Origin of the sequence: Massilia eburnea (genome assembly GCF_009720745.1) — a bacterium.
Classification (GTDB): Bacteria; Pseudomonadota; Gammaproteobacteria; order Burkholderiales; family Burkholderiaceae_D; genus Rugamonas; species Rugamonas eburnea.
In genome coordinates, this window is sequence record NZ_WNKX01000007.1 from 49089 (window position 1) to 72396 (window position 23308).

Genomic DNA, 23308 nt, shown 5'->3' on the forward strand with positions numbered 1-23308 from the left:
CTTTCGTTTCGATGGAATCCAGTGTAGTGCTGCAGGCGCCATGAATGTAGCCGTGTACGGCGCAATACCGTCATGAGCTCGATTCATCAACGGCTCAGGCGCGCAACGCGTCCAGCACGAGGGAAAACGCGGGCGAAGCTTGGCGGCGGCTCGGGTAATACAGGTGGTAGCCAGGAAAAGCCGGGCACCAGTCTTCCAGAACATGCACCAGCCGGCCGGCAGCAACATGGCCACTCACCAGGTCATTCGGCACGAAAGCCAGCCCGGCGCCATCCAGTGCCGCCTGCACCTTCTGCGGCGTGGTGTTGAAGATCGCCTGGCCGCTCACCTGCACGTCAAGCGCCTGCCCATCCTTGGCGAACTCCCAGGCGTAGATCCCGCCATGGGTCGGCAAGCGCATATTGATGCAGTTATGCCCGGTCAAATCCCTGGGCGTGGTCGGCGCCTTGTACTTGCCGAGGTATGACGGCGCACACACCACAGCCATTTTCACGTCCGGCGAGATACGCACGGCGATCATGTCCTTCGCCACCTGGTCACCCAAGCGCACGCCGGCGTCGAAGCGTTCAGCGACGATATCGATCATGCCGTAATTGATGTTGATCTCAATATTGATGTCCGGGTAATCCGCCAGCAGCTTCGAAAGCTTTGGCCACAGGATGGTGCTGGCGGAATGGTCGTGCGCCGAAATGCGTATGGTGCCGCTGGGCTTTTCTCGCATTTCACTCAAGTCAAGCAGCCCCGCATCTATGCCGTCAAAGTGCGGCTCCAGCGAAGCGTACAAGCGATCGCCCGCTTCGGTCGGCGACACGCCGCGTGTGGTGCGGCTGAGCAGGCGCACGCCAAGCTTCGTTTCCAGCCCGCGTATCGTATGGCTCAGCGCCGATTGCGATACACCCAGCTGCGCAGCGGCGCGCGTGAAGCTGCGCTCGCGCGCAACCAAGATAAATGCTTGCAGGTGGTTGAAATCGATTCTTGGCATGGCGAAGAGTTCTTGCCGCCCGGGGGGCCGAGGATAGCAAGCTGGACGAGATCCAGTCTGCATTCAGGTAACGCCTGCTTGCCTGACTGTATCAGTAGCCGGGCTTTTTATACAGCTGCGCCCAATTTGCCTTGATTTCGGGCCGATATACCTTTTCGGTCCAATCTTTGGCCGGGACTTCCTCGAAACCCACCGACACCGACTCCTCGCCGCAGTGCATGATGGACATCACATCACTGGCGATGGCATCGGCCAGCTGCTGTTTCTGTTGCGAGGTCTTCCCCGGCCATAATTTCACGACGACGTGCGGCATAGTGCTCTCCTTTGACGGCGCCAAACGATCAAGATGCACTCACTATAGCCAGGCAAGCGCGTTGAATGTAGTCATTGACCGCTGCATAAGCCTATGAGCAGGATTCATTAATGCGCGTGCGTCGTTCGGCCCAGGCGGTCAGTGCGAAACCACAACCTGCCCCTTCATGCCAGCTTCGAAATGCCCTGGCTGAAGGCAAGCAAAATCGACCTTACCCGCTTTATCGAACTGCCAAACGATAGAGCCGGTCTTGCCCGGCTCCAGCGTCACCTGGTTCGGTTCGTCATGCTCCATATTGGGAAACTTCGCCATGGCTTGCGCGTGTTCCTTCAATTCAGCGGCAGTGCCAATCACCATTTCATGTTTCACCTTGCCGGAATTCTTGACGACAAAGCGGATCACTTCTCCGGCCTTGACCGCAATGGAGCCCGGTGCGAAGCGCATCGAATCGTTCATGTCGACATTGACGCTGCGCGAGATCTTTCTTGGATCGCCAGGTTTGCCGACCAGCTGACTCGAGTCATGGTGGCCTTCATGCTGATGTACAGCGTGCGAATGCTCCGGCTGATCCTGAGCGAGCGAATTCGAAACAGGTATCAGCCCTGCCATCAAGGCCAAGATCGCGCCATTCAGCTTTTTCATTTTCTCTCCAATAGTTTGCGGGTGAGCCAACTATCGGGGTTACCATTGTAGGAAGGTCAAGCTCTCAGAGGAAGGGCCAGCTGAGAATACCTTTAGCATGCAATACGGGGCGTGCCACCAGGTAGCCAACCGCAAAGCCGATTGCCAGCAGACAGCGCGCATCCCCCATGGCCGCGAGGAAAACGCCGCCTACAATGGCGGCGGCCACCACAACCATCAACCACACTTCAATACTGGCGAAAAACGGCTTCGCTCGACGCCATGTGGCGGTGATCAGTTTGAGCGCTTCCCGGGGGGTCTTGACAGGCTTTTCCATGACTATTTCAACAAAGGTGTGAATTTCGCAAAAATCGGAGCCGCAAATGAAAAATCCCCGCCGAGGCGAGGATATTTGGTCCATTAGGGCAACAATTTTACACCACTTGATGCCTTCATGTCCGGAGAACGACCTTGCGGCAGGCGTCGACCTTTTGATCAAAAATCTTGTAGCCCTCGGCCGCCTGTTCGAGCGGTAAGCGGTGGGAGATGATCACATCCGGGTTCAGCCGCCCGTCTTCGATCAATGACAGCAGCTCAGGCATGAACCTTTGCACATGGGTTTGGCCAGTCTTGAAACCAATCCCCTTTTCAAAGACATCGCCGAACAAAAAGCCATGGATGAATCCCGCGTAGACACCTGGAACGCTGACGATACCGCCACGCCTCACCGCTGCGATACATTGACGCAAAGCCTTGCCGCTGCTGCCCTCCAGCTTCAGTGTCGCCAAGGTGGTTTCCACCGCACTGCCCTTCGCTTCAAAGCCGACAGCATCAATGGCGGCGTCGACGCCTCGCCGGCGCGTGTGCTCGATGATGACTTCCGCAGCATCCACTTCATCGAAGTTGATGGGAACCACGTTCCAGGTTGCGCGCGCGAATTCCAGCCGGTAGGGATGATGGTCCACCATGAAGATGGTGTCGACACCCAGCATCCGCGCGCAAGCCGCTGCCATTTGGCCGACAGGACCGGCGCCGAAGATCGCAATCGAAGAACCCTGGCCCACGCCGGCGTTCAGCACAGCCTGGTATCCCGTCGGCAGGATATCGCTAAGGAACAACACCTTTTCATCTTCCAGAATGTCCGGAATCCTGATCGGTCCGACATTAGCCTTGGGCACGCGAACATATTCGGCCTGTCCGCCTGGTACGCCGCCATACAGATGGCTGAATCCAAACAAGGCCGCACCTGAGCGCAGCGACTTCTTGTTCATGATCGAGCCGCGGTCGGGGTTCGTCGTCTCACAGGCAGAGTACAGCTGCATATCGCAGAAGAAGCAATTGCCGCAGGCGATGACGAACGGCACGACGACACGGTCGCCCTTCTTCAGCTTGCTCACCGCCGGCCCGGCGTCCACCACCACGCCCATGAATTCATGGCCCAGGATATCGCCTTCCTTCATGCCGGGAACCTTGCCCCGGTACAGGTGCAGGTCGGACCCGCAGATAGCTGTAGCCGTGACCTGGAGAATGATGTCGTCAGGTTCCTGGATGATGGGATCCGGTACCGTTTCGACTTTCACATCATGTGCTGAATGGTAGACAAGCGCGCGCATAGGACCTCCTGAAATCAGCTGCCAAACCGCGATTCGGGCAAGCCAACTGCATCCGTCACGCGCATTGAAAAAACGCCACCCGCATAGGGCTCCCTGGCCATCAGGTCGACAAGTGCGCTGGTGACAAACAATTCGTCCAGCATGGGACCGCCAAACACAGGACAGGTAGGCTGGCTGACCGGTACCGCGATAGCACGCTCTATGCTGCCATCGGGACGGTAGCGCACGACGCGTCCTGCGCCCCACTCCGCGTTCCAAAGAAATCCGTCGGCATCGACCAGGGAGCCATCGGGCTCACCGCAGCCAGGCGGCAAAATCGCAAATTCCCGTTCCCCGGAAATCTCCTCACCATAGTCGCAACAGCGAATGGCCCCGGATAAGGAATCGCAGAAGTACATGATCCCGCCGTCAGGACTGAAGCAGATGCTGTTGGCAATGGCAACCGGCTTCAAGGGAAGCTGCTCCAGCTTCAGGTCGTGACCGAGCCGGAAGAATTTGCCGATCGGGGCACGGCCTATCGCTTCGTTCATCGTGCCGAAGACAAATCGCCCTTGCCGGTCGCAGCGGCCGTCATTCAGCCTCACCTCCGGCACGTCAGCCTCCACTTCCGCGATTGTCAGGACTTCCTTGTCCACAAGGTTGAACCAGGCCAGGCGGCTCTCCAGGCCGAGCAAAAGGCGGTCATCGTTGTGGGTCAGTGCGAAAGACGCCAACCGTTCCGGCATGTCCCACGCCTTGGTTTCGCCGGTAGATGGCGTGAACCGCCACAACGCCCTTCCCAGGATGTCCGTCCACCAAAGACACTGTTTCCTGTCGCACCAGAGCGCGCATTCGCCCAGCACGTTTTGAGCATCAATAATCAGCTCCACGGCCTCCTCCCTGATTCACAACATACAGTGTCGACATGGAGCACGGCTCGCCCGGCCTGCAAATCAGCGAGGGAAACGACGCGTGGTTGGGCGCGTCGGGAAACTGCTGTGGCTCAAGGCACAGGCCGGCGTGCGGCACATCCATGTACTGTCCGCTGTAGAACTGCAAGCCCGGACAGTCGGTATAGATGTCCAGCCTGCGTCCTGATCCGGGGTCGGCGAGGATGGCTTGCGGCCCGGGAATTCCGGTCAGCACAAAATTATGGTCGTATCCGCCGGCCAGCTTCAGCTGCGAGTCATCGGCAAGCAAAGCGTCTCCAATTTTTCGCGGCTGGCGGAAGTCAAACGGCCCGCCGGTCACCGCCGCCGCACCGCCGACCGGTATCAGGTCATCGCGAACCGGGAGGTAATACTCGGCATCGATATACAGTTCATGGGACAGCACATCGCCCTTGCCAGCAAGGTTGAAGTAGCTGTGCTGGCTGATGCTGACCGGTGTCGCCCCATCCGAGACCGCCTGATAGAAACAGCGTAAGGCGCCCGAGGCCAGCAGCTCATAAGTCACCATTACCAGCAGGTTTCCAGGGTAACCCTCTTCGCCCGCAAGGCTCAGGCGGTAAAGGTTGACGCGCGCCCGGTCTTCTTCGACGCTCGGACTGGCCTGCCATAAGCGCTTGTGAAATCCGCACCGCCCACCATGCAGGTGATGCGGTCCCTCGTTCTGGCTAAGCTGGAAGACCGCTCCATCCAGTTCGAAGCGGCCACCTGCGATCCGGTTCGCGAAACGGCCCACCAGTGCTCCCCTATAAGTTCGGTCGCGCTCGTATTCCTCGGCAGTGTCGAATCCCAGCACCAGGCCGACCGCGCGTCCGTCGGCAGGCGTCACCGTCCAGCGCCGGATGATGCAGCCGTAATTGAGCACGCCCAGCACCATGCCGGCGCCGTTATCCAGGGAAAACTCCGTGATGGGGCTTCCGTCCGCGAGTTTGCCAAATGGCGCTTCTGAAACGGATGGCTTCATCCCGTCCTCCAGGCAGCGATCAGCTCGCGCGCTCTTCCTTCCAGCTCCGACAGCGTCACACCCGGCTCATAAAGCCGTCCGCCGATCCCAAAGCCGTCGGCGCCGGCCAGCCGCCAATCGCGAAGATTGCCGGCGCTGACGCCGCCGACCGGCCAGACACGGGCGCCCCCCGGCAGGATCGTTTTCACGCTGCGCAGGCCGGCAAGGCCCAAGGCTTCGGCCGGAAACCATTTGATTGCATCGGCCCCGGCAGCGAGCGCCGCGAGCGCCTCAGTCGGCGTAGCGACGCCTGGCACGGCGAGCATGTCCAAGTCCTTGGCGTGGCGTATGACGTCAGCGTTGAAATTGGGCGCGACCATGATGCGTCCGCCATGCTGGCGTACCAGTTCCACGTCTCCCACCGTCAGCATGGTGCCGCCGCCGACCAAGGCATCGGGCGGCTTCAGGCTGTTGATGATTGAAATGCATTCGAGGGCGCCAGGCCGGTTCAATGGGACTTCCAGCAAGCGGAAGCCGCAAGCGAAAAGCACCTCGGCGACCGCCGGCGCTTCGACTGCGCTCAAGCCGCGCAGGATCGCCACCATCGGTGGCTGGAATTCATCGATATTCAAGCTCATAACACCTCCACGAAACGAGCCAGGGCGGCGCAATATGCCTGGTCCGGATTGATCAGATGTGTGGAGTAGCCGAGCATTTGCGCCACTTGCAGGTAAGGCGTCTCCAGCCCCTCGGCCGCAAGCAGGTGCAAGGCTGGCATTTCACCTTCGCTGCCTTCTCGCCGCGCTGCAAACTCGGTGCCTATCAGCAGGCCGCTGACATAGGAGCGCGTTGCAGACGCCGGCGCATCGCCCGCCACCACCCGCGCCCTCGCCTCGAACAAGGTGTGGGACAGCGCTTCCCCGTCCAGCGCCCGCCCTGCCCCTTCCCGTAGCGCCGCGTCATCTTCGCCGCCATCCATCAGCGGCGCCAGCGTGCCGCCGCGGCGCAAAGCGGCGAACAGCTCACCGGTGATATAGGTCGACAGGCATTGGATTACCCCGCTGTTCAGCTCGACCCACTTGCTGTGGGTGCCCGGCAATACGTACCAGCCATCGCCGTGCTGCAGCGCGACCGCGCCAAGCAGTTGCGTCTCCTCGCCGCGCATCACGTCGACTCCCCCGTGGCTGCGGTGGCAATATCCCGGCACGATATAGCAGCCAGGGGCGCCCGAGACCGGGACCAGCGTTTCCGGCAGCCGTCCCAGCGCCACGCTGCTGTCGAGGTAAGCGACTTCCTGCCAGCCCATGGCGCTGCCCACCATGCCCGACATGACCACAGGCACCAGTGCATCAACGCCGAGCAGTTCGCGCAAGGCCCTCAGCGACTCGGGAAAGTGGCCGTCGACCGCCAGCGCGCCTTGGGCATCTTCGTGCTTGTGCAGGCACTGCCCGCCGGCACTGATGACGTAAGCGCGCCGGTTACTGGTCCCCCAGTCGATTCCGAGCAGGCATGCAGTATCTACCATTCGGCCACGCTGCCATCGGCATGACGCCAGAGCGGATTGCGCCAGTCCTGCACCGCTCGGCTCGCTTCGATGACCCGTTCTTCGTTGACGTTCACACCCAGGCCCGGCAAGGGCAAGGGCTCGATATAGCCGCCATCCATGGAGAAATCGCCGCCATTGTGCACATAATCCAGCAGCTCCGCGCCCTGGTTATAGTGGATGCCCATGCTCTGCTCCTGCAGTACCGCGTTGTAGGAGGCAAAGTCCACTTGCAGGCAGGCTGCGAGGGCAACCGGACCCAGCGGGCAATGCGGGGCCAGCGCCACGTCGTACGCCTCGGCCATGGAAGCAATGCGCATGCATTCGCTGATGCCGCCCGCATGCGACAGGTCCGGCTGCAGGATGGCCAGGCCACCATGCTCGAGGACGCGCTTGAATTCAAAGCGGGAATACATGCGCTCGCCGGCGGCAAGGGGAATGCTCGTCATGTCGCTCAGCCTGCGGTAATACTCCGACTGTTCGGCCAGCACCGGCTCTTCCACAAACAAGGGCCGGTAGGGCTCCAGCTCGCGCAGCAGCGGCTTGGCCATGGGCCAGGCCACCCGGCCGTGGAAGTCGATGCCGAATTCGATGTCGTGTCCGAACGCGGAGCGTATGCCGGCGATCCGCTCGACGGCGGCATCGAGCGCTTTTGCGCTGTCCAGCATCCCCAGTTCTTCGGTGCCGTTCATCTTGAAGGTGTTCAGGCCGAGCGCTTGCAATTTCTGTATGCCGGCCACGATATCGGCCGGGCGGTCGCCGCCTACCCAGCTGTAAATCTTCATCCGCTCACGCACCAGCCCGCCCAGCAGCTGGTAGACCGGCACGCCGAGCGCCTTGCCCTTGATGTCCCACAAGGCCTGGTCGATACCGGCGATCGCGCTCATGAACACGGCGCCGCCCCGGTAGAAGCCGCCACGGTACATGGCTTGCCACAGGTCGTTGATACGGGCCGGATCGCGCCCGACCAGCAATTCCGCCAGCTCATGCACGGCAGCTTCAACCGTCCGCGCGCGGCCTTCGATGACCGGTTCGCCCCAGCCGCAGATGCCCTCGTCCGTGTCGATCTTGAGGAACATCCAGCGCGGCGGCACGCGGTAAGTGCTTAGCTTGGATATTTTCATGGCCACTCCGCCAGCTTGTGCCTTCCATTGACCGCCTTACGAAGCGCGCGGCGCAGCCCGTCCGCGCTCGCGCATGACCTGCTCGGCGGCCCGCTTGCCGGCCAGGAAAGCATGATCCGAGTTGTAGTATTCCCATTCGCTGTATCGGCCCGCGAGATGGATGTCATGCTGCGCGAGCCACTCCCGCACGACGGCCACGTTATGCGCCCGCTGGTGGTCATAGACCACATACGCCACCGGCATGTCGACCTGGTTGGCGACCAGGATCCGGTCGTCGGCGCGGATGAAACCAACCTTGATGGCGTCGTCAATGCAGCGCTGGATGAGCGCTTCGCCATCCAGCGGCAAGGGCTTCAGCGGCGAGTATGAAATCTCGCAAGTGAAACCGAAACCACCCGGTGCATTGCATTCCGGGCTGGCGTTGCCCTGCACGAAGATGCGGTGGAAGATGGTATCTTCCGGATAGTAGATCCAGTGCTTATCCGAGACATCACTGCGGGCGACACCAATGTTCACGCAGCGGATCGAGATGTGCCGCAAGCCGCGCGCCGCCTCGCGTACCGATTGCGGCGCAGCGTTGCCGATAAGCCTCACCAGTTCCGGCAGCGGCATGGTGCTGACCAGCTTCTCATACTCGAAACGGCGGCCGTCGGCCAGCGTAACGCGGTGTTCCTCCGGCAGCACCTGGGCGACTTCGGCATTCAGTTCAATCTTCCCGCGTATCAGCGGCAAAAAGCCGTTCATCAATGATTGGAAACCGCCGCGTTTCGGATAGCCGAAGCGGGCATTGGGCCCCATCGGGCGCGGCACCGGCCGCAGCGCCCCCTCAATGATTTCTGCCAGGTTAGGCAGGGGCACCCGCCCGCCCAGCCAGGAGGTCTCCATCTCGCTCAACGGTACGGTCCACAGCTTGCGGTTGTAGGGAATGGCGAAGTGCTTGGCGATCCCGGCTCCCCACACCTTGTAGATGAAGTCCTCGAAGCTTTGTGTTTCCTCCTTGCGCGCCAGCGCGCTGGCGCGCACCGCTTCGGCGCCGCCGTCGGCACAGCAATCCTCCGCATCCGGGCTTGGGCACGACGGCGCGCCGGAAGCATCGCCATAGCGGGCTTCGATCGCACCGAGGATGCACTCCTTGATGACTTCGGGCGGCAGTCCGTTCAGGGATGCCTGGAAGGGATAGCGCGTGTACACCTCTTTGCTGTACACCCAGGCCTCGCGCATCTGCCAGTGCTGGTTATCGCCAAGCAGCTTGTCGTACAGGTCCAGCACATAAGGATCGTTGGAAAACATGATGTGTCCGGCATGGTCGAAGGTAAAGCCGCCATCCTGGATCGAACGGCACCAGCCGCCCACGCTTGCGTTGCGCTCCAGCAGCAGGTTGTCGGTGCCGATATGGTAGGCCGCGGACAGACCGGTCGGACCGCCGCCGATCACGATGCTGCCATATAGCTGGCTGCCTGGCGAAGTACGCAAGGAATTGACCTTGCCTGGCGCATCGGCCGGCGCCGCAGCGTCGCCGTCAGCGCCTTTCCCGGCAAGCCGCGCGGCCTTGCCGCCCGGCGGCGTATGCGCCATCAGTTCCTGCATCCGGTCGGCAGTGCTGTCCCACGAGGTGTTTTCCACCACCTCCCGCATGGCGCTGGCCATGGCGGCCGTCTGTTCCGGTGTTTGCGCCAGAGCGGCTTCGCAGTGGGCGATGAATTCATTGTGGTCATGGCCGATCGCGACGATGTTTCCGTAGGGTTGTTCCACATCGCGGATCGCCGTGCTGACAATGGGCAGCTCGGCCGCCATATATTCCAGGACTTTGGTCGGGCTGATGAAACGCGTCGCCTCATTCAGGGAAAACGGCAGCAGGCACACATCCCAGCCTGCCAGGAAGTGCGGCAGCGCCTTGTAGGACTGCTGGCCGAGGTAGTGCACATTCTGCCGCTGCGGCAGCGAAGCCGGATCAATCTTCACGATGGGCCCGACCAGCACGACCTGCCATTCAGGGTGCGCGTCGGCGATGTCGGCGATCAGCGCAGCATCGAAGCGCTCATCGATGACGCCAAAAAATCCGAGCCGGGGGCGTCCAATTCCGGTATGCAGCGGGTGGCCATTGCTGCGGTCAAGTGCCTGTGCAAAATGCACCGCATCGACGCTGCTTGGGAAGCAATGCGCATTGGCATGGCGGGTGCGCTTTGCCTCGTAGAGGCTCGGGCCGCCAGTGAATACCAGGTCGGCAATATTGAGCAAGGCGGTTTCGCGCTGCAGCAGCTGCTTGGGTGGATTCTTGAATGCGCTCAGCTCATCCATGCAGTCATACATCACCAGCGAGGGATGCAGCGCTTGCAGCAGGGGCAGCGCCATCGGCGTATAGAACCACACCAGTACCTCTTCGCCGTCGGGCGCCAGGTCCGCAACAAGCGGCTGCAACAACGGGATCTGGTCGTCATGGAAACCATGCGCCTGCGATGGCGTATGGGGCTGGCAGACTGTCAGGTTGGGCGCCGGGTGGGACAACACCATGTGTGCAGGCCCCTCCTCGTACACCGGCTCCTCGACAAACATCACCTTGTAATGCTTCGCCAGGCGCGTGAGCAGGTGCTGCGGGCGCTGGAATACGAAATCCCAGCGCAGGTGGCAGAAAACGATCAGGGTTTGCATAGTATTCTCCTCGGATAGGCAAAGGCTGTCGGTCAGCCGAATCGATTGGCGCAGCGCGCTGGCATAAGGAGCGACAAGCACCCGGGCCAGTGGGTCAGGACCGTCACGGTCCATATCCCACAGGCCGCTGCGGTGCCAGTGGTCTGCGTTATCCCAGTCGGGGCGGTCGATTGCCGGATACAGGCAGATCCCACACATCTGTGCCCCTTGTTCGTGCGCCATGGCGACTTGCTCCGCCATTTCACGTATCCAGGCCCCGCGGCCGCTGCCGACGTGACTGGTTTCAGCCAACAGCACTGGGCGGCCGTATCGCTGATGAAGTTCCAACAGGATGTCATGCAGTGGGCGCCGGCGCGGGTCGTCCAGGTGCCACCACAGGCGCATATTGGTGCCGCTCTCCCATTGGTTGCTGTGGTAATAATTGCCGCCGACCAGGTCAACGTAGCGCGGGTGTCCGCCCAGTTCGGGCTCGATCCGGCCGCACAGCATGTCAAGTGCTTCAAATTGGGACGCGCTCCAGCCTGCCGCTTGCGGCGCCCAGTCCGGCCGGTCATTGGGCGCAATCACGTGGATCAATGGATCGCATTGGAAGAAGCGCGCGCCCGGCGTGATCTCGCGAATGGCATCGATGGCGGCGACCGAAGCGCGGACCAGCTGCCGCTTGCCCAGCTCGCCCGCCTGCTCGTGATACATGTTCAGGCAACGGAACATATGCACCGACAAGCCCCATGCGGTGAACGACAACTCGTTCATCGGCGAATAGACTGGTTCTTCACCGAGCCATGGCGCAAGGAAGCTTGCGCTCGCCTGGCAGAAACGGACGAACCTGGGAACGAAATCGTCGCTGTAGATGTCGACGTCTTCCGGCCAGCCGTAGTGGCAAAAAGTCCAGCAAGTCTGCAAGCCAAGCTCGCGCGCCGCTTCCAGCCGCGGCAGCAAAGGCGAAAAGTCGAACTGTCCATCACGCTCCACCAGACGCCAGCCGATCGACTCGCGTACGGTCCGGATACCGAACTGCGACAGCAGCGCATAATCCTGCCGCGCGCGCTGCAAATGGCCAGTCACCCGGTTCATATCCTGCGGCTGGCCCGCGTGGTTGACATGGTCCGCACCTTCGTAGCCGACCTGCCAGAAGGTTTGGAATGGATGGCACGGTGGTTTCAGCACGGCGCACCTAGCTGACGTTGCGCGTGGCGGCGCTGATTTGATCGAGTGGAATCTTGGGCGTGCGGTCCGCATTCAGCAGGCCGTTGGTCTCCTGGAATGTATCGGCGAACTGCGTATAGCAAAAACCGCTGAACATGACCGTCTCGTTCACCACTTTCAGCAAGGCGCGGTAATGTTCCAGGAAAGATTCGGCCGTGTTCTGCCGGGAATAGCCCCAGGTATGGTGCGCTGGCGCATTGGGATCGAAGGCAATGCCGCCGAACTCCGTCAGCACGATGGGTTGGCCCCGATGCGGGAAACCATCCAGCGTCAGGATGCGGCCGCCGGGGCGGCGCTGGTCGAACAGGGTACGCACCGGGTCGGTGACCTCATAGCGCTGGCGGACCTTGTCGGGATCCGGATCATAATCATGGATGCCGAGGATATCGGTGGCCGACGCTTCCCAGCCATCATTGCCGATGACGGGCCTGGTCGGATCGAGCATGCGCGTCAGGTGGTACAAGGCTTCCACCGCGTTGCGGTGCGCCTGCACCGCCGTCAGGTTGGGTACGCCCCATGATTCGTTGAACGGCACCCAGACAATCAGGCTGGGATGGCTGTAGTCGCGCTCGATCGCCTCCGTCCATTCATGCACCAGCCGCGTCATGGCGCGCGCCGTAAATGCATAGGCGGACGGCATTTCTTCCCATACCAGCAGGCCCAGGCGGTCGGCCCAGTACAGGTAGCGCGGATCTTCGATCTTCTGGTGCTTGCGCACGCCGTTGAAGCCCATCGCCTTTGCCAGCTCGACATCACGCCGCAAGTCATTGTCCGACGGCGCTGTCATCAGGCTGTCCACCCAATAACCCTGGTCGAGCACCAGGCGCAAATGATAGGGCCGGCCGTTGAGCATGAAACGGTCGCGGTTGATCGACACCGAGCGCATCGCAGTATAGGAACGCACCCGATCGAGAACCCGGTCGCCGCTATACAGGGTCAGTTCTGCATCAAGCAGGGTCGGCCGCTCGGGGCTCCAAAGGATTTCGTTGCGGGAATCGTCGATGCCGGGATCGGACAAGGCGATCTTGCGGTTGGCCTCCTGGCCCACCAGCAGATAGCTGTCGGCGGCCAGCAGTTTTTCGCCATGCCATACCCTGACTTCGACCGCCAGGCCGGAACAGGCATCGCCGCCGGCCAGCACCTCGCAGCCCAATTCATAACCGTCGAAAATCGGCGTCCAGCGCAGGCGGCGAATATAGGTTGCCGCGACATTTTCCAGCCAGACGGATTGCCAGATGCCGGTCGTACGGGGGTACCAGATCGAATGCGGCTCGCGCTGCCAATCCTGTTTTCCGCGCGGCTTGGCGAGGTCGGCCGGGTCGTCTTCGACATACACAACCAGGGTCTGCTCACCGTCGATGAGTTCGTCGGTGATGTCGGCAGTAAAGGAAGTATGGCCGCCTTCGTGCTCGGCAACCATATGGTTGTTGATCCACACGCGCGCCTGATAATCCACTGCGCCGAAGTGCAGCAAAGTGCGCGGGCCTCGCTCTTCTACCGTGAAGCGGCAGCGATACCAGCAGGCCGAATGGAAGCCGGTATCGCCAATGCCGCTCGCAGCGGCTTCAGGCGCAAATGGAACCTGGATTCGGCGCGACCATGGAATCGGATCGGAAGGCAAGCTGAACTGATGCTCGTCATCGAACTCAAAGTCCCACTCGCCGTTCAGCGACTGCCATTGCTCGCGCACAAGCTGCGGCCGTGGATATTCGAACTGGCCCATTTTCTCCCCTGCCCGATTCTATTTTTTCGATGGGCCATCGTAACAGCGCACCTACTTCAGTGCGCTCACGATACGAACGGGCAAATAAAACGGGCATTGAAGCGCGCCTTACAACATATGGGCTAACGCGACGCTGGCGCAATTCCCACGACGCCCGCCTGGCGGCGTTCCCGTGGGCATGCCATCACGCGACAGATGATGGCAATCGGAACGCGCTGCTGCAAAAGGAAGTTGTAAGCGGCCACAGGTCCAGCGATACCTTGCATTGCCAGGCCGTGATCGATGACGGCAGCAGTCAATACATCATTGCGCAGATTGGCCCTGAACCACGTTGACATCGCGCCTCCCTTTCCAGCGCGATGCTACATCCACGCCCGAATCAACGCCAACGCGGCAACGGTGCGTCTGAACGTCAAGCGAGTAGCTAACATCGGAAATGGAACAAACGAAGGAGGCGATATGGAGAAGTTTCTTTTAGTTTATCGCGGCAGCCCAAGCGGCTCCCCTGATGCTGGCAAACATGACGCACAGCGCTGGACGAACTGGTTCGAATCACTTGGAGCAAATGTGCTCGACCGCGGAAGCCTGACACATGCCAGCGTCGACATCGATACGCGTCTTGCAGGCCCCAAATCATCGAGCAGCTCGCTTGCTGGCTACTCTGTTCTCGCAGCGGAAGATTTCAACGACGCTGTCGCATTGGCGGAACGTTGTCCCATCTTCGACGAGCACGGCTCGCTCGAGATAGCTCACCTTGCCTAGGAGGAGAGATGGGCGGCGCGCTCAAATGGTCGAAGAAACCGAAAGCGAAGGACTACGCTGCCGCCAATGCCTACCTGCACTTCCAATTCGGGCGCAAGGGAGCCGCGGCGCTGACCACGCGCCTGAAACGGACCAAGGTCCAACAGTGCGCCGCACGCGACATTTTGCGCGCTTCCCACACACCGATGGCTGAAGTCAAAGCATTCGATTGGGAAAAGCAGAACAAGGATATCAAACGAGGGCGCCGGTTTTCACCGATCCTGCTCGTCTGTGGAGAGCACGGTAAACCCCTGGTGATCGCCGATGGATTCCATCGCCTGTGCGCCGCCTTCGCCTTTGATCAGGACATCAAGGTTCGCTTCAAGCTGGCTTGAGCTTACCGGAACCTTTGCCAAGCTATTCACAACATGAATGATGAGGATTCTATAAATAAATTTTCATCATATGCTGCAGCGCAGTATATTGAGCTCACCCAAGCGAAGTTTTCAAACTCAACCTGCTACTGGAGCTCATCATGATTGGTCAATTGCACGCCGTTGTAATCGCTTTCACCCTGTCGATGACCGGGTTCGCCGCCAACGCCGCCGAAACGACCGCGGTCCCGAAATCCGACAGCTGCGGCACTCCCGACTACCCGGCGGCATGGATCGATGACGGTGTCGAAGGCACCGTCCGCCTGGCCTTGCTGGTGGGCGCTGACGGTTCAGTGAAGGAGAAAAAAGTAGTCGGTTCCAGCGGCTACCGTGAGCTGGACAAGGCCTCGCTTCGCGCCAGTGCCAACTGCAAGTTCGGGACCACAGCCAAAGACAGCAGCCGCGCGCCGGGCTGGACCACTGTGCAATACGAATGGGTTGTGAATTGAACCACCTCCTCAACGAAAAATCTCCGCCGAGGCGAGGATCTTTCGTGTTGGCCGGGTTCGATATCAAAGCTGATTACTTGAATCCGTCGAATGCAACTTGCAGCATGTTCTTAACGATCGCGTCATCACTCATCTTGCTGAATTTCTGCAGATACTCTACCGAAGGATCGCAGGTTCGCGCGTAGTAGCTGAACAGGATAACGTCGGCCGGCAAATCAGCGTTGAGAAGTTCTTCCTTTTGAGCTTGCTTTACCAAGCCTTCGAGCTGGCGGTTCAGCTTCAGCACACGGGTCATGTACTTGAAATTGCGCATCAACATCTCGCGCACATGTGGACTGGTGGAAGGCAGGAATGGCAGCCCTCCTGCCAGCCGCACCCGTAGCGCCCATTCAAGAAGCGCCATCAATTTCTCACGCGGGTTGAGCGCCGGATCAAGCCCGGCGATCTGTTCGATCGCACCTTCCAGCAATCGAACCATCGCCTCGCCGACAAGCTCTTCTTTGGATTTGAAGTGCTTGTACAGGCTCGGCTTGGAAATCCCCACCGCCCCGGCGACATCATCCATCGTCATCAAGTCGTAGCCTTTGCTGCCGAGGACGCTCGTCGCAGCGTCCAGGATGGCATTCTCGCGAAGCTTAAACGCTTGATCTTTAAAGCTAAATTTCGACAGGATACTCATGAGTAAATTTTCGCTACTAATCAGTAGCTTTTGTTATTTGTTAGTAGTAATATTAGCACACCAGTAGAGACGAGCACGACAACCTCCGCGCAAACATGAACCCAATACGCCAACGCATTGCCGTAATCGGCGCCGGAATTTCCGGACTCGCCTCCGCCTATTTCCTGAGCCGGCGCCATGAAGTAGTCCTCTACGAGGCAGGAAACTATCTGGGTGGCCATACGAATACAGTGGACGTAACGCTCGAGGGAACGACATGCAGCGTCGACACCGGATTCCTGGTCTATAACGAGCGCACCTACCCCAACTTCATTCACCTGCTGCACGAGCTTGGCGTAAGCAATATCGCAAGCGATATGTCCTTTGCCGTGTCCATGGACGAAGGGGCGCTGGAATGGGCTGGCACCAGTCTTGACACCTTGTTCGCCCAACGTCTGCGGATGCTATCGCCTTCCTTCATTCGCATGGTGCTCAATATCCTCCATTTCAATCGCAACTCCCAGCGATTCCTTGGCGAGGTGCACGGCAATGCGCTCACCTTGGGCCAGTTACTGCAGGAAAATAGCTACGGCCCGCTGTTCCGCGATGCGTATCTGCTGCCGATGGCCGCTGCGATCTGGTCCAGTACCCCTGCTGACATACTAAAGTTCCCTGCCGCGACCTTCCTTCGCTTTTGCCTGAATCACGCGCTATTGCAAATAAACGATCGTCCTCAATGGAGAACGGTACAAGGCGGCGCACGAGAATACGTCAAACGCATTGCAAGCTCACTTTCGGACTATCGGCTTAACACGCCAGTCCATGCGATCACCCGCAGCGCCAACCATGCGACCGTGACCGCCGCCGGCGGCGAGGAAAGGTTCGACGCGGTCGTTCTCGCGACCCATGCGCCCGCTTCTCTGGCGCTGCTGGAAGACGCGGGGCCGCTTGAACGCGAGATCCTGGGCGCTGTTCGATATCAGCCCAACACAGCCTGGCTGCACACCGATGAAACGTTGATGCCGCGTCAGCGCAAGCTGTGGTCTTCCTGGAATTACCTGTCGGGAGCAAAAGTAGACGGCCAACGTCCCGTTTGCGTGAGTTATTGGCTGAACCGATTACAAAGCTTGCCGTTCGAGACGCCAGTCGTGGTGACGCTCAATCCGCACCATCCGCCGGAAGCGAGCAAAGTCCTGGCCAGGTTCGAATATGAACACCCCATCATGGACCAGGCAACAATCAATGCCCAGGACCGACTGCAGGAAATCCAGGGGCATGGCCGTGTATGGTACGCAGGCGCCTGGACCGGCTATGGGTTCCACGAAGACGGCCTCAAGTCGGCATTGAGGGTAGCCGGTGCTTTTGATGCAGCGCCTTCCTGGGCTGTGCTGCCATGATCGCCCAACTCATTCGTGGCCATGTGATGCATGAACGCCTTCGTCCCAGGCGGCACAAGTTCACGTATCCGGTGTTTTTCGTTCGCCTGAATCTTGCCCGGCTTGAGGAAGCGAATACGAGGTGGTTTGGCGTCAACCGCAAGCGCCTGGTATCCGTACGGACGGGCGACTATGGACCGCGTGACGAATCCAATCTGGAAGAATGGATGCGCGCCCTGCTCCGCAGCCACGCTATAGCGGCCGATGGCGATATCTGGCTGCAAACTTTTCCGCGTATCCTGGGCTACGTTTTCAATCCGGTCAGCTTCTTCCATTGCCACGACGCCCAGGGCAATTTGCGAGCGGTGCTGGCAGAAGTGAACAACACCTTCGGCGGCCACCAGTCGTACCTGCTCCGGATCGATGCCAATACGGGACAAGCCGCATGCGCAAAAGAGCTGCACGTTTCGCCATTTTGCAGAATCGAGGGCGAATACCGTTTTCGCTTCCACATCGATTCGACGGCCCAGCAGACACGCATTGACTACTGCGACACAGATGGACTGGTGTTGAAGACGGCGGTAGCAGGAAAAACGGCCGCGTTGGGCGACGCCGAATTGCTCAAAGCACTGGCCAGCCAGCCGCTGCAGTGCATCGGAATTATCGCCCGCATCCATTGGCAGGCATTGCGGCTCTGGCTCAAGGGCGTCCCTTTCCACGGCAAAAATCCTCCAGCAAGCAAACGGACCTTAACTGAGGACCTCCTGTGATGAACCACGCTCTGACAATCCGCCAGCTGGCAGCACCGACCGGTGCCAAGCTATTCCTGTCTCTTCTCAGCCGAATCCGCACCGGCCACCTGACGCTGGTCACGCCAGACGAGACGCACATGGTGTTTGGCGACGCGCACATGCCCTTCGGCGCCACGCTGAAGATCCATGACTGGCGGGCCTGCAGCCGCATCCTGCGCGCGGGGGACATCGGCTTCGCGGAAGCATATGCGGCGCGCTGGATAGAGTCGCCCGACCTGACAGCCTTGCTTCGCGTGGCGATACGCAACGAGGAGGCACTCGAGCCGGCGCTGTTCGGCGGTGCGATTGCGCAGTGCTGGTACCGGCTGCGCCACCTCCTGCGCGCCAACACGCGCGAAGGAAGCAAACGCAATATTCACGCACATTACGATCTGGGGAACGCTTTTTACGCACTGTGGCTCGATCCAAGCTGGACCTATTCCAGCGCATTATTCGACGGCGACTACAGTCTCTCGCTGCAAGAAGGCCAGCGCAGGAAATACCAGCGCATCATCGATACCCTTGGCCTGCGTTCAGGCGACCGGGTGCTGGAAATCGGCTGCGGCTGGGGTGGTTTCGCTGAACACGCTGCAAAACAAGGGATCCGGGTACACGGCCTGACCATTTCCAACGCCCAGCTGACGCATGCGACGGAACGCATCGAACAGCACGGCCTCGCCGAACTGGTTGAACTGGAACTGCGCGATTACCGTGACATCACCGGGGAGTACGACGCGGTCGTATCCATCGAAATGTTTGAAGCCGTCGGCGAAAAATACTGGCCCGACTATTTCAAGGCGGTAGCGCGCCGGTTGCGCCCTGGCGGCAAAGCACTGGTGCAATCGATCACGATTGGCGAACGCTACTTCCCGCGATATCGCAGCAGCACAGACTTCATCCAACAATATATCTTCCCTGGAGGGATGCTCCCCAGCGTTGAGCGTTTCATCCAGCATGCTGCGCAAGCGAACCTGGCGACCCAGGATGTCTTCCCGTTCGGACCGGACTACGCCGAGACTTTGCGCCGCTGGGATAAGCAATGTACGGCGATGCGCCAGCACATCACCGCGCAGGGATTTGATGACCATTTCCAGCGCATCTGGCACATGTATTTCGCCTATTGCGAAGCCGCGTTTGATGAGGGACGGACCAATGTCGTTCAATTCATTCTCGCCAAGCCGCCCGTGGTTTAACAGGACAATCGCGTTCGCCCTGGGCATCGTCTTGCTTGGCAACGCGATGGCTTCGCCCACATGGCGCGACGAGGTCCCCGACGCTCTCGTTGTCGGCAGAGGAGAAATGCGTTGGCTAGGCTTTCGGATATACCGGGCAGTCCTATGGGGTGACCGGCAGCCATTCGATCCTGGATCAAAATTTGCGCTGCAGCTTACCTATTATCGGAGCATTAGCCGCGACAGGCTGGTCAACACCAGCATGGATGAAATGCGTCGGATCGGAAGCGCCCCACGCGACGAAGTCGGGCAGACGCGCTGGAGATCTCTCCTGCAAGGTGCTTTTGTCGACGTTCAGCCTGGAGACCAGCTGACAGGCGTGAGCATTCCCGGATACGGCATGCGCTTTTACCATGGCGAAAAACAACTTGCCGACATTAGCGACCCAGTGTTGGCCAAGGCATTCTTCGATATCTGGCTGAATGAAAAAAGCCGTGACCCGGAATTGCGCAGCCAATTGTTGGGGAAGTCGCCATGACTGCCTCACCAGAGCGCTTCAGGTATGTGGCATATGGCCTGCTCGGTATGCCGTTAGCCATGGCGACGCTTCCAGTCTATGTCCATATTCCGGCCTATTACGCAATGAACCTCGACATGGGACTTGCCCCCCTGGGATGGGTATTGTTCACAGCGCGGCTATTTGATACGGCACAAGACCCGTTCTGGGGCATGTGGATTGACCGCCTGGACACAAAGGTAGCGCCGCTGCTCATCGCCGCGGCGACGATATTCGTCCTGGCTTTTGCAGGATTATGGTTGCCGCCAACCGGGCGGGGCTCAACAGTCGCCTGGCTGGCGGCAATGCTCGCACTTACCTATAGCGCCCATAGTTTCATTACTATTTGCTACCTTGCGTGGGGGGCGAGCCTGAACGGATGCACGCAGGCCCTATTGAGCGCCACTGCCTGGCGCGAAGGAGCCGGCCTCGCCGGGATCATGTTGGCAAGCGTCATTCCCGCAGCAATCATGGCGAACGGCATCGATGCGATCAGCACCGGGATGGGTTTCTACAACCTGAGCTTTGCGTTGCTGTTCGCCGTGTCGCTATATGCGCTTCTTCAATTCGCTCCTGCATGGCGCAAAACCGAGCATGTCACGCCTCCGTTTTTCGAGTCCGCTAAAGCGCTGGCGAAGAACCGCCGCTTCATGGGCCTGCTGCTGCCGTATTTCCTCAACGCGGTTGCGATGTCGCTGCCGGCGACGCTTGCGCTGTTCTACATACGCGATCAGCTCAAATCGCCGGCCTGGGCCCCGGCATTCCTGTTGAGCTATTTCGCTTCTGCAGTCTGTGGCCTGCCATTCTGGACAAAGCTCGCGTCCAGAACCGGCCCAGCCCGCTGCTGGTGCCTGGGTATGTTAATGGCTGTGCTGGCCTTCTGCGGAGCGGCGCTGCTCGGTGATGGCGACAGGTGGTCCTATTTCGCAGTCTGCATTTCAGCAGGATTCGCATTGGGCGCCGATTTGGCGATGCCGCCTGTCCTATTCGCACGAACCGTGCGGGACGGGGAAGGATCGGGTGCGTATTTCGGCATCTACACCCTGCTTTCAAAGCTTGCCCTCGCATGCACCGGTCTGAGCTTACCTTTGCTGACCTATGCGGGCTACCAGCCGGGCGCCGGCCCGAGCATGCCGCTGGTCGCGCTTTATGCGGGACTGCCGTGCGTCATCAAACTGCTCGTAATCAGCCTGATGTGGAGGTCCGATGAAAAAGTTTCTGAATAGCCTGATCCTGCTTTCCCTGGCTGGATGCGCAGGTCAGGACGTACAGATGTACGCGAAGGAGCAGCCCAAACTGGACGTCGCCGAGTTCTTCAACGGAACGACAGACGCATGGGGCATGTTCCAGCGCCGAAACGGCGAAGTCCTCAAACGCTTCAAGGTCGAAATTGAAGGCAAAGTCGGGGCCGGGACTTTGCAGTTGGATGAAAAGTTTCGCAATAGCGATGGAAGCAACGACCGCAGGGTCTGGACATTAAGCCGGCTGCCTGACGGCCGATGGCAAGGCACGGCGGGCGACGTCAAAGGACAGGCTCATGGCGAATTTGCCGGCAACGCATTCCGCTGGCAATACACCCTGCTCCTGCCCGTCGACGGGCGCACAGTTGAAATGCAGTTTGACGACTGGATGTATTTGATCGATGCGTGCACGATGCTTAATCGCGCAAGCATGCGAAAGTTCGGTATCGAGTTCGGCCAGGTGACCTTCATGTTCAGGAAGCGCTCATGTTCCCCTTGAATCGCCCGATCAATGATTGGCACAACAAGCGGGTCTGGATTGTCGGGGCCTCCAGCGGAATCGGCGCGGCGTTAGCGCAAGAAGCGCTGCGTGCTGGAGCCATGGTTGCCCTTTCCGCGCGACGCATAGAGGCTCTGGAAGACATCGCCAACGCGGATGCCAATGCGTTGGCAATCCAGCTTGATGTGCTCAATGATTCTGCCTGGACGCTCGCGTATCAAGGAATCCGGGAGCGTTTTGGAGGCGTTGACCTGGTCATTTTCTGCGCGGCCGACTATAGGCCCGAGCGCAGCTGGGAAGTCACGCCAAGCGGAGCAAATCGGACCCTGAGCGTCAACGTAGGGAGCGTTTACTCCGGTCTCGCAAACGTGCTCCCCGAAATGATCCTGCGCGGGAGCGGAGGCATCGCCCTGGTTGCGAGCGTCGCCGGCTACATCGGCCTGCCCAAGGCTAGCGTCTACGGCCCGACTAAGGCAGCGCTGATCAACCTGGCTGAAATTCTGTACAGCGATCTTCATCCGAAAGGTGTGGATGTCTACCTGATCAACCCAGGCTTCGTCAGGACCCAACTGACCGCTCGCAACGACTTCCACATGCCGGCCTTGCAGACGGCTGAAGGCGCCGCCAGGTCCATTTTCAAAGGAATTTCGTCAGGGCGGTTCGAGATACACTTCCCGTGGCGATTTACCATGCTGCTAAAGCTGATGCGCATGCTCCCCTATAGATTACGCTTCGCCCTGATCGGCCAACTCGTTAAGACATGACCACGAATCTCGACAAACTCCTGGGCTGGTACGCAAACCTCACACCTGAAAGCGTTCAGCGAGTCCGCGAATTTTATGCACCCGACGCGCGCTTTCGCGACCCATTCAACGACGTGTGCGGCGCGGAGGCAATTGAGCAAATCTTCGATCACATGTTCGAGGTGACGGAAAATCCTAGGTTTATCATCAAGGATCGGATGTCCCAGGATGATCAAGGATTCGCCACGTGGCTCTTTGATTTTGATCTACGCGGCAAACACTACACGGTCGAAGGATCGTCACACATCTGGTTCGGCCCGGACGGCCTGGTGACGGTACACCGGGACTATTGGGATGCGGCCGAAGAGCTGTTCGAAAAACTGCCGTTGATTGGGAAACTGGTCCACTTCTTGCGCGGGAAATTTTCGGCATCGTCCCAAGGCAAACCTAGGCCGATGGATTAAGCCTCCATATCTGGAAATTCAAAGCGCTTGCAAAGAGAATCCACGCCAGGTATGGGGCAGTAAGGTATGCTGCGCCTCGGCTGAAATGCCAGTACATGGACAGCATGATGGCCACCAGGCAGTCCAAAAGAGCGACATCGAGCAGCGCAATACCTGTGACCTGCCAATAAAAGAAGAGCCAACTCCAGAGAGAATTTGTCAGGAGCTGCAATCCAAATACCATAGTCAGCGCAGGACTTCTTTGGAACCCTGATGCACGCCACACCAGGAATGCAGCAACCGCCATCAAGGAATAAAGCAACGTCCAGACTGGACCAAATACCCATGCCGGTGGCGCCCAGCCTGGTAGCGTAAGAGCCCGGTAGTATGCCGGCGCATTTGCGGTCGCCAGCGCCCCTATCCCCGCTGCGGCAAAACAAATCACAAAAGACACCACCAATGCCGTCAGTGGCGAATTCTTAGGCGCATTGTTGAGCATCGCTTACTCCCCGAATGTTTAGGTGGCCTTGAAGATGCACGTTGAGGGTTTTGAACGAAAAAA

At 59.6% G+C, this 23308-nt stretch carries 26 protein-coding genes; 11 read left to right on the top strand and 15 right to left on the bottom strand.

All coding sequences use genetic code 11. The features are described from left to right. Window positions 1–94 precede the first annotated feature (94 nt). The 13 genes from GM658_RS11005 to GM658_RS28850 form a co-directional block, all read right to left on the bottom strand. A complete protein-coding gene (locus tag GM658_RS11005) occupies window positions 95–982 on the bottom strand; it encodes a LysR family transcriptional regulator (RefSeq protein ID WP_155454098.1) in 888 nt (295 codons plus the stop codon). A gap of 91 nt (window positions 983–1073) precedes the next feature. Next, complete coding sequence (locus GM658_RS11010; RefSeq protein ID WP_155454099.1) at window positions 1074–1295, bottom strand: tautomerase family protein; 222 nt, start codon at window positions 1293–1295, stop codon at window positions 1074–1076. 138 nt (window positions 1296–1433) lie between these two features. Next, window positions 1434–1937, bottom strand: coding sequence for a cupredoxin domain-containing protein (locus GM658_RS11015; protein WP_155454100.1), 504 nt, complete (start codon window positions 1935–1937; stop codon window positions 1434–1436). A gap of 64 nt (window positions 1938–2001) precedes the next feature. After that, a complete protein-coding gene (locus tag GM658_RS11020; RefSeq protein WP_229416863.1) occupies window positions 2002–2337 on the bottom strand; it encodes a hypothetical protein in 336 nt (111 codons plus the stop codon). A 31-nt stretch (window positions 2338–2368) separates the two neighbouring features. Next, the gene (locus GM658_RS11025) at window positions 2369–3529 is read right to left on the bottom strand and encodes a zinc-dependent alcohol dehydrogenase (protein WP_155454102.1); all 1161 of its coding nucleotides are present in this window, start codon (window positions 3527–3529) and stop codon (window positions 2369–2371) included. Window positions 3530–3543: 14 nt separating this feature from the next. Beyond that, window positions 3544–4398 carry an SMP-30/gluconolactonase/LRE family protein gene (locus GM658_RS11030; protein ID WP_170298774.1) on the bottom strand — a complete coding sequence of 285 codons (855 nt, stop codon included), beginning with the start codon at window positions 4396–4398 and terminating at the stop codon, window positions 3544–3546. Further along, the gene (locus tag GM658_RS11035) at window positions 4382–5419 is read right to left on the bottom strand and encodes an aldose epimerase family protein (RefSeq protein WP_155454103.1); all 1038 of its coding nucleotides are present in this window, start codon (window positions 5417–5419) and stop codon (window positions 4382–4384) included. Before GM658_RS11035 ends, GM658_RS11030 begins: the two co-directional genes overlap by 17 nt. Beyond that, a complete protein-coding gene (locus GM658_RS11040; protein ID WP_155454104.1) occupies window positions 5416–6036 on the bottom strand; it encodes a 2-dehydro-3-deoxy-6-phosphogalactonate aldolase in 621 nt (206 codons plus the stop codon). The genes GM658_RS11035 and GM658_RS11040 overlap by 4 nt, the downstream gene beginning before the upstream one ends. Next, window positions 6033–6923, bottom strand: coding sequence for a 2-dehydro-3-deoxygalactonokinase (locus tag GM658_RS11045; RefSeq protein ID WP_155454105.1), 891 nt, complete (start codon window positions 6921–6923; stop codon window positions 6033–6035). Before GM658_RS11045 ends, GM658_RS11040 begins: the two co-directional genes overlap by 4 nt. After that, window positions 6917–8065, bottom strand: coding sequence for a galactonate dehydratase (dgoD, locus tag GM658_RS11050; protein ID WP_155454106.1), 1149 nt, complete (start codon window positions 8063–8065; stop codon window positions 6917–6919). The genes GM658_RS11045 and dgoD overlap by 7 nt, the downstream gene beginning before the upstream one ends. A 36-nt stretch (window positions 8066–8101) precedes the next feature. After that, the gene (locus GM658_RS11055) at window positions 8102–11881 is read right to left on the bottom strand and encodes an FAD-dependent oxidoreductase (protein ID WP_371865077.1); all 3780 of its coding nucleotides are present in this window, start codon (window positions 11879–11881) and stop codon (window positions 8102–8104) included. A gap of 7 nt (window positions 11882–11888) precedes the next feature. Continuing rightward, entirely contained in the window at window positions 11889–13643 is a 1755-nt protein-coding gene (locus GM658_RS11060; protein ID WP_155454108.1) for a glycoside hydrolase family 2 protein, read from the bottom strand. Between the two features lie 122 nt (window positions 13644–13765). Then, entirely contained in the window at window positions 13766–13981 is a 216-nt protein-coding gene (locus GM658_RS28850; RefSeq protein WP_170298775.1) for a hypothetical protein, read from the bottom strand. A 121-nt stretch (window positions 13982–14102) separates the two neighbouring features. On the opposite strand from GM658_RS28850, the gene GM658_RS28855 reads away from it, so the two are divergent. From GM658_RS28855 to GM658_RS11075, 3 genes are all read left to right on the top strand, one after another. Next, complete coding sequence (locus tag GM658_RS28855; protein ID WP_170298776.1) at window positions 14103–14405, top strand: YciI family protein; 303 nt, start codon at window positions 14103–14105, stop codon at window positions 14403–14405. An 8-nt stretch (window positions 14406–14413) separates the two neighbouring features. Continuing rightward, window positions 14414–14779, top strand: coding sequence for a hypothetical protein (locus GM658_RS11070; protein ID WP_155454110.1), 366 nt, complete (start codon window positions 14414–14416; stop codon window positions 14777–14779). A gap of 140 nt (window positions 14780–14919) precedes the next feature. Continuing rightward, window positions 14920–15267 carry an energy transducer TonB gene (locus GM658_RS11075; RefSeq protein WP_155454111.1) on the top strand — a complete coding sequence of 116 codons (348 nt, stop codon included), beginning with the start codon at window positions 14920–14922 and terminating at the stop codon, window positions 15265–15267. 73 nt (window positions 15268–15340) lie between these two features. Here the strand turns inward: GM658_RS11075 and GM658_RS11080 are convergent, their stop codons facing one another. Further along, complete coding sequence (locus GM658_RS11080) at window positions 15341–15946, bottom strand: TetR/AcrR family transcriptional regulator (RefSeq protein WP_155454112.1); 606 nt, start codon at window positions 15944–15946, stop codon at window positions 15341–15343. A gap of 95 nt (window positions 15947–16041) precedes the next feature. Here GM658_RS11080 and GM658_RS11085 point away from each other — a divergent pair, with 95 nt between their 5' ends. From GM658_RS11085 to GM658_RS11120, 8 genes are read left to right on the top strand one after another with little or no spacing between them, the layout of a single operon-like run. Continuing rightward, window positions 16042–17322, top strand: coding sequence for an NAD(P)/FAD-dependent oxidoreductase (locus GM658_RS11085; protein ID WP_155454113.1), 1281 nt, complete (start codon window positions 16042–16044; stop codon window positions 17320–17322). Next, the gene (locus GM658_RS11090) at window positions 17319–18071 is read left to right on the top strand and encodes a DUF1365 domain-containing protein (RefSeq protein WP_155454114.1); all 753 of its coding nucleotides are present in this window, start codon (window positions 17319–17321) and stop codon (window positions 18069–18071) included. Before GM658_RS11085 ends, GM658_RS11090 begins: the two co-directional genes overlap by 4 nt. Beyond that, the gene (locus tag GM658_RS11095) at window positions 18071–19285 is read left to right on the top strand and encodes an SAM-dependent methyltransferase (protein ID WP_155454115.1); all 1215 of its coding nucleotides are present in this window, start codon (window positions 18071–18073) and stop codon (window positions 19283–19285) included. Before GM658_RS11090 ends, GM658_RS11095 begins: the two co-directional genes overlap by 1 nt. Then, a complete protein-coding gene (locus GM658_RS11100; RefSeq protein ID WP_229416864.1) occupies window positions 19245–19802 on the top strand; it encodes a chalcone isomerase family protein in 558 nt (185 codons plus the stop codon). The genes GM658_RS11095 and GM658_RS11100 overlap by 41 nt, the downstream gene beginning before the upstream one ends. Beyond that, window positions 19799–21046: an MFS transporter gene (locus GM658_RS11105; protein WP_155454116.1), complete on the top strand. Its 1248-nt coding sequence runs from the start codon at window positions 19799–19801 to the stop codon at window positions 21044–21046. The genes GM658_RS11100 and GM658_RS11105 overlap by 4 nt, the downstream gene beginning before the upstream one ends. Beyond that, entirely contained in the window at window positions 21027–21560 is a 534-nt protein-coding gene (locus tag GM658_RS11110; RefSeq protein ID WP_155454117.1) for a DUF3833 domain-containing protein, read from the top strand. Before GM658_RS11105 ends, GM658_RS11110 begins: the two co-directional genes overlap by 20 nt. Then, entirely contained in the window at window positions 21548–22324 is a 777-nt protein-coding gene (locus GM658_RS11115; protein ID WP_155454118.1) for an SDR family NAD(P)-dependent oxidoreductase, read from the top strand. Before GM658_RS11110 ends, GM658_RS11115 begins: the two co-directional genes overlap by 13 nt. After that, the gene (locus GM658_RS11120) at window positions 22321–22767 is read left to right on the top strand and encodes a nuclear transport factor 2 family protein (protein WP_155454119.1); all 447 of its coding nucleotides are present in this window, start codon (window positions 22321–22323) and stop codon (window positions 22765–22767) included. The genes GM658_RS11115 and GM658_RS11120 overlap by 4 nt, the downstream gene beginning before the upstream one ends. Here GM658_RS11120 and GM658_RS11125 read toward each other — a convergent pair. Beyond that, window positions 22751–23245 carry a TspO/MBR family protein gene (locus GM658_RS11125; protein ID WP_155454120.1) on the bottom strand — a complete coding sequence of 165 codons (495 nt, stop codon included), beginning with the start codon at window positions 23243–23245 and terminating at the stop codon, window positions 22751–22753. The two genes, GM658_RS11120 and GM658_RS11125, sit on opposite strands and share 17 nt — an antisense overlap. Window positions 23246–23308: the final 63 nt, after the last annotated feature.

Excerpts from the sequence above, each read along its gene's own strand:
- GM658_RS11095 (WP_155454115.1), top strand. The coding sequence starts at position 18,071 with ATGAACCACGCTCTGACAATCCGCCAGCTGGCAGCACCGACCGGTGCC.
- GM658_RS28850 (WP_170298775.1), bottom strand. The coding sequence starts at position 13,981 with ATGTCAACGTGGTTCAGGGCCAATCTGCGCAATGATGTATTGACTGCT.
- GM658_RS11080 (WP_155454112.1), bottom strand. The coding sequence starts at position 15,946 with ATGAGTATCCTGTCGAAATTTAGCTTTAAAGATCAAGCGTTTAAGCTT.
- GM658_RS11110 (WP_155454117.1), top strand. The coding sequence starts at position 21,027 with ATGAAAAAGTTTCTGAATAGCCTGATCCTGCTTTCCCTGGCTGGATGC.
- GM658_RS11045 (WP_155454105.1), bottom strand. The coding sequence starts at position 6,923 with ATGGTAGATACTGCATGCCTGCTCGGAATCGACTGGGGGACCAGTAAC.
- GM658_RS28855 (WP_170298776.1), top strand. The coding sequence starts at position 14,103 with ATGGAGAAGTTTCTTTTAGTTTATCGCGGCAGCCCAAGCGGCTCCCCT.
- GM658_RS11040 (WP_155454104.1), bottom strand. The coding sequence starts at position 6,036 with ATGAGCTTGAATATCGATGAATTCCAGCCACCGATGGTGGCGATCCTG.
- GM658_RS11115 (WP_155454118.1), top strand. The coding sequence starts at position 21,548 with ATGTTCCCCTTGAATCGCCCGATCAATGATTGGCACAACAAGCGGGTC.
- GM658_RS11105 (WP_155454116.1), top strand. The coding sequence starts at position 19,799 with ATGACTGCCTCACCAGAGCGCTTCAGGTATGTGGCATATGGCCTGCTC.
- GM658_RS11120 (WP_155454119.1), top strand. The coding sequence starts at position 22,321 with ATGACCACGAATCTCGACAAACTCCTGGGCTGGTACGCAAACCTCACA.
- GM658_RS11085 (WP_155454113.1), top strand. The coding sequence starts at position 16,042 with ATGAACCCAATACGCCAACGCATTGCCGTAATCGGCGCCGGAATTTCC.
- GM658_RS11015 (WP_155454100.1), bottom strand. The coding sequence starts at position 1,937 with ATGAAAAAGCTGAATGGCGCGATCTTGGCCTTGATGGCAGGGCTGATA.
- dgoD (WP_155454106.1), bottom strand. The coding sequence starts at position 8,065 with ATGAAAATATCCAAGCTAAGCACTTACCGCGTGCCGCCGCGCTGGATG.
- GM658_RS11075 (WP_155454111.1), top strand. The coding sequence starts at position 14,920 with ATGATTGGTCAATTGCACGCCGTTGTAATCGCTTTCACCCTGTCGATG.
- GM658_RS11005 (WP_155454098.1), bottom strand. The coding sequence starts at position 982 with ATGCCAAGAATCGATTTCAACCACCTGCAAGCATTTATCTTGGTTGCG.
- GM658_RS11010 (WP_155454099.1), bottom strand. The coding sequence starts at position 1,295 with ATGCCGCACGTCGTCGTGAAATTATGGCCGGGGAAGACCTCGCAACAG.
- GM658_RS11035 (WP_155454103.1), bottom strand. The coding sequence starts at position 5,419 with ATGAAGCCATCCGTTTCAGAAGCGCCATTTGGCAAACTCGCGGACGGA.
- GM658_RS11070 (WP_155454110.1), top strand. The coding sequence starts at position 14,414 with ATGGGCGGCGCGCTCAAATGGTCGAAGAAACCGAAAGCGAAGGACTAC.
- GM658_RS11090 (WP_155454114.1), top strand. The coding sequence starts at position 17,319 with ATGATCGCCCAACTCATTCGTGGCCATGTGATGCATGAACGCCTTCGT.
- GM658_RS11025 (WP_155454102.1), bottom strand. The coding sequence starts at position 3,529 with ATGCGCGCGCTTGTCTACCATTCAGCACATGATGTGAAAGTCGAAACG.
- GM658_RS11125 (WP_155454120.1), bottom strand. The coding sequence starts at position 23,245 with ATGCTCAACAATGCGCCTAAGAATTCGCCACTGACGGCATTGGTGGTG.
- GM658_RS11060 (WP_155454108.1), bottom strand. The coding sequence starts at position 13,643 with ATGGGCCAGTTCGAATATCCACGGCCGCAGCTTGTGCGCGAGCAATGG.
- GM658_RS11020 (WP_229416863.1), bottom strand. The coding sequence starts at position 2,337 with ATGGACCAAATATCCTCGCCTCGGCGGGGATTTTTCATTTGCGGCTCC.
- GM658_RS11100 (WP_229416864.1), top strand. The coding sequence starts at position 19,245 with ATGTCGTTCAATTCATTCTCGCCAAGCCGCCCGTGGTTTAACAGGACA.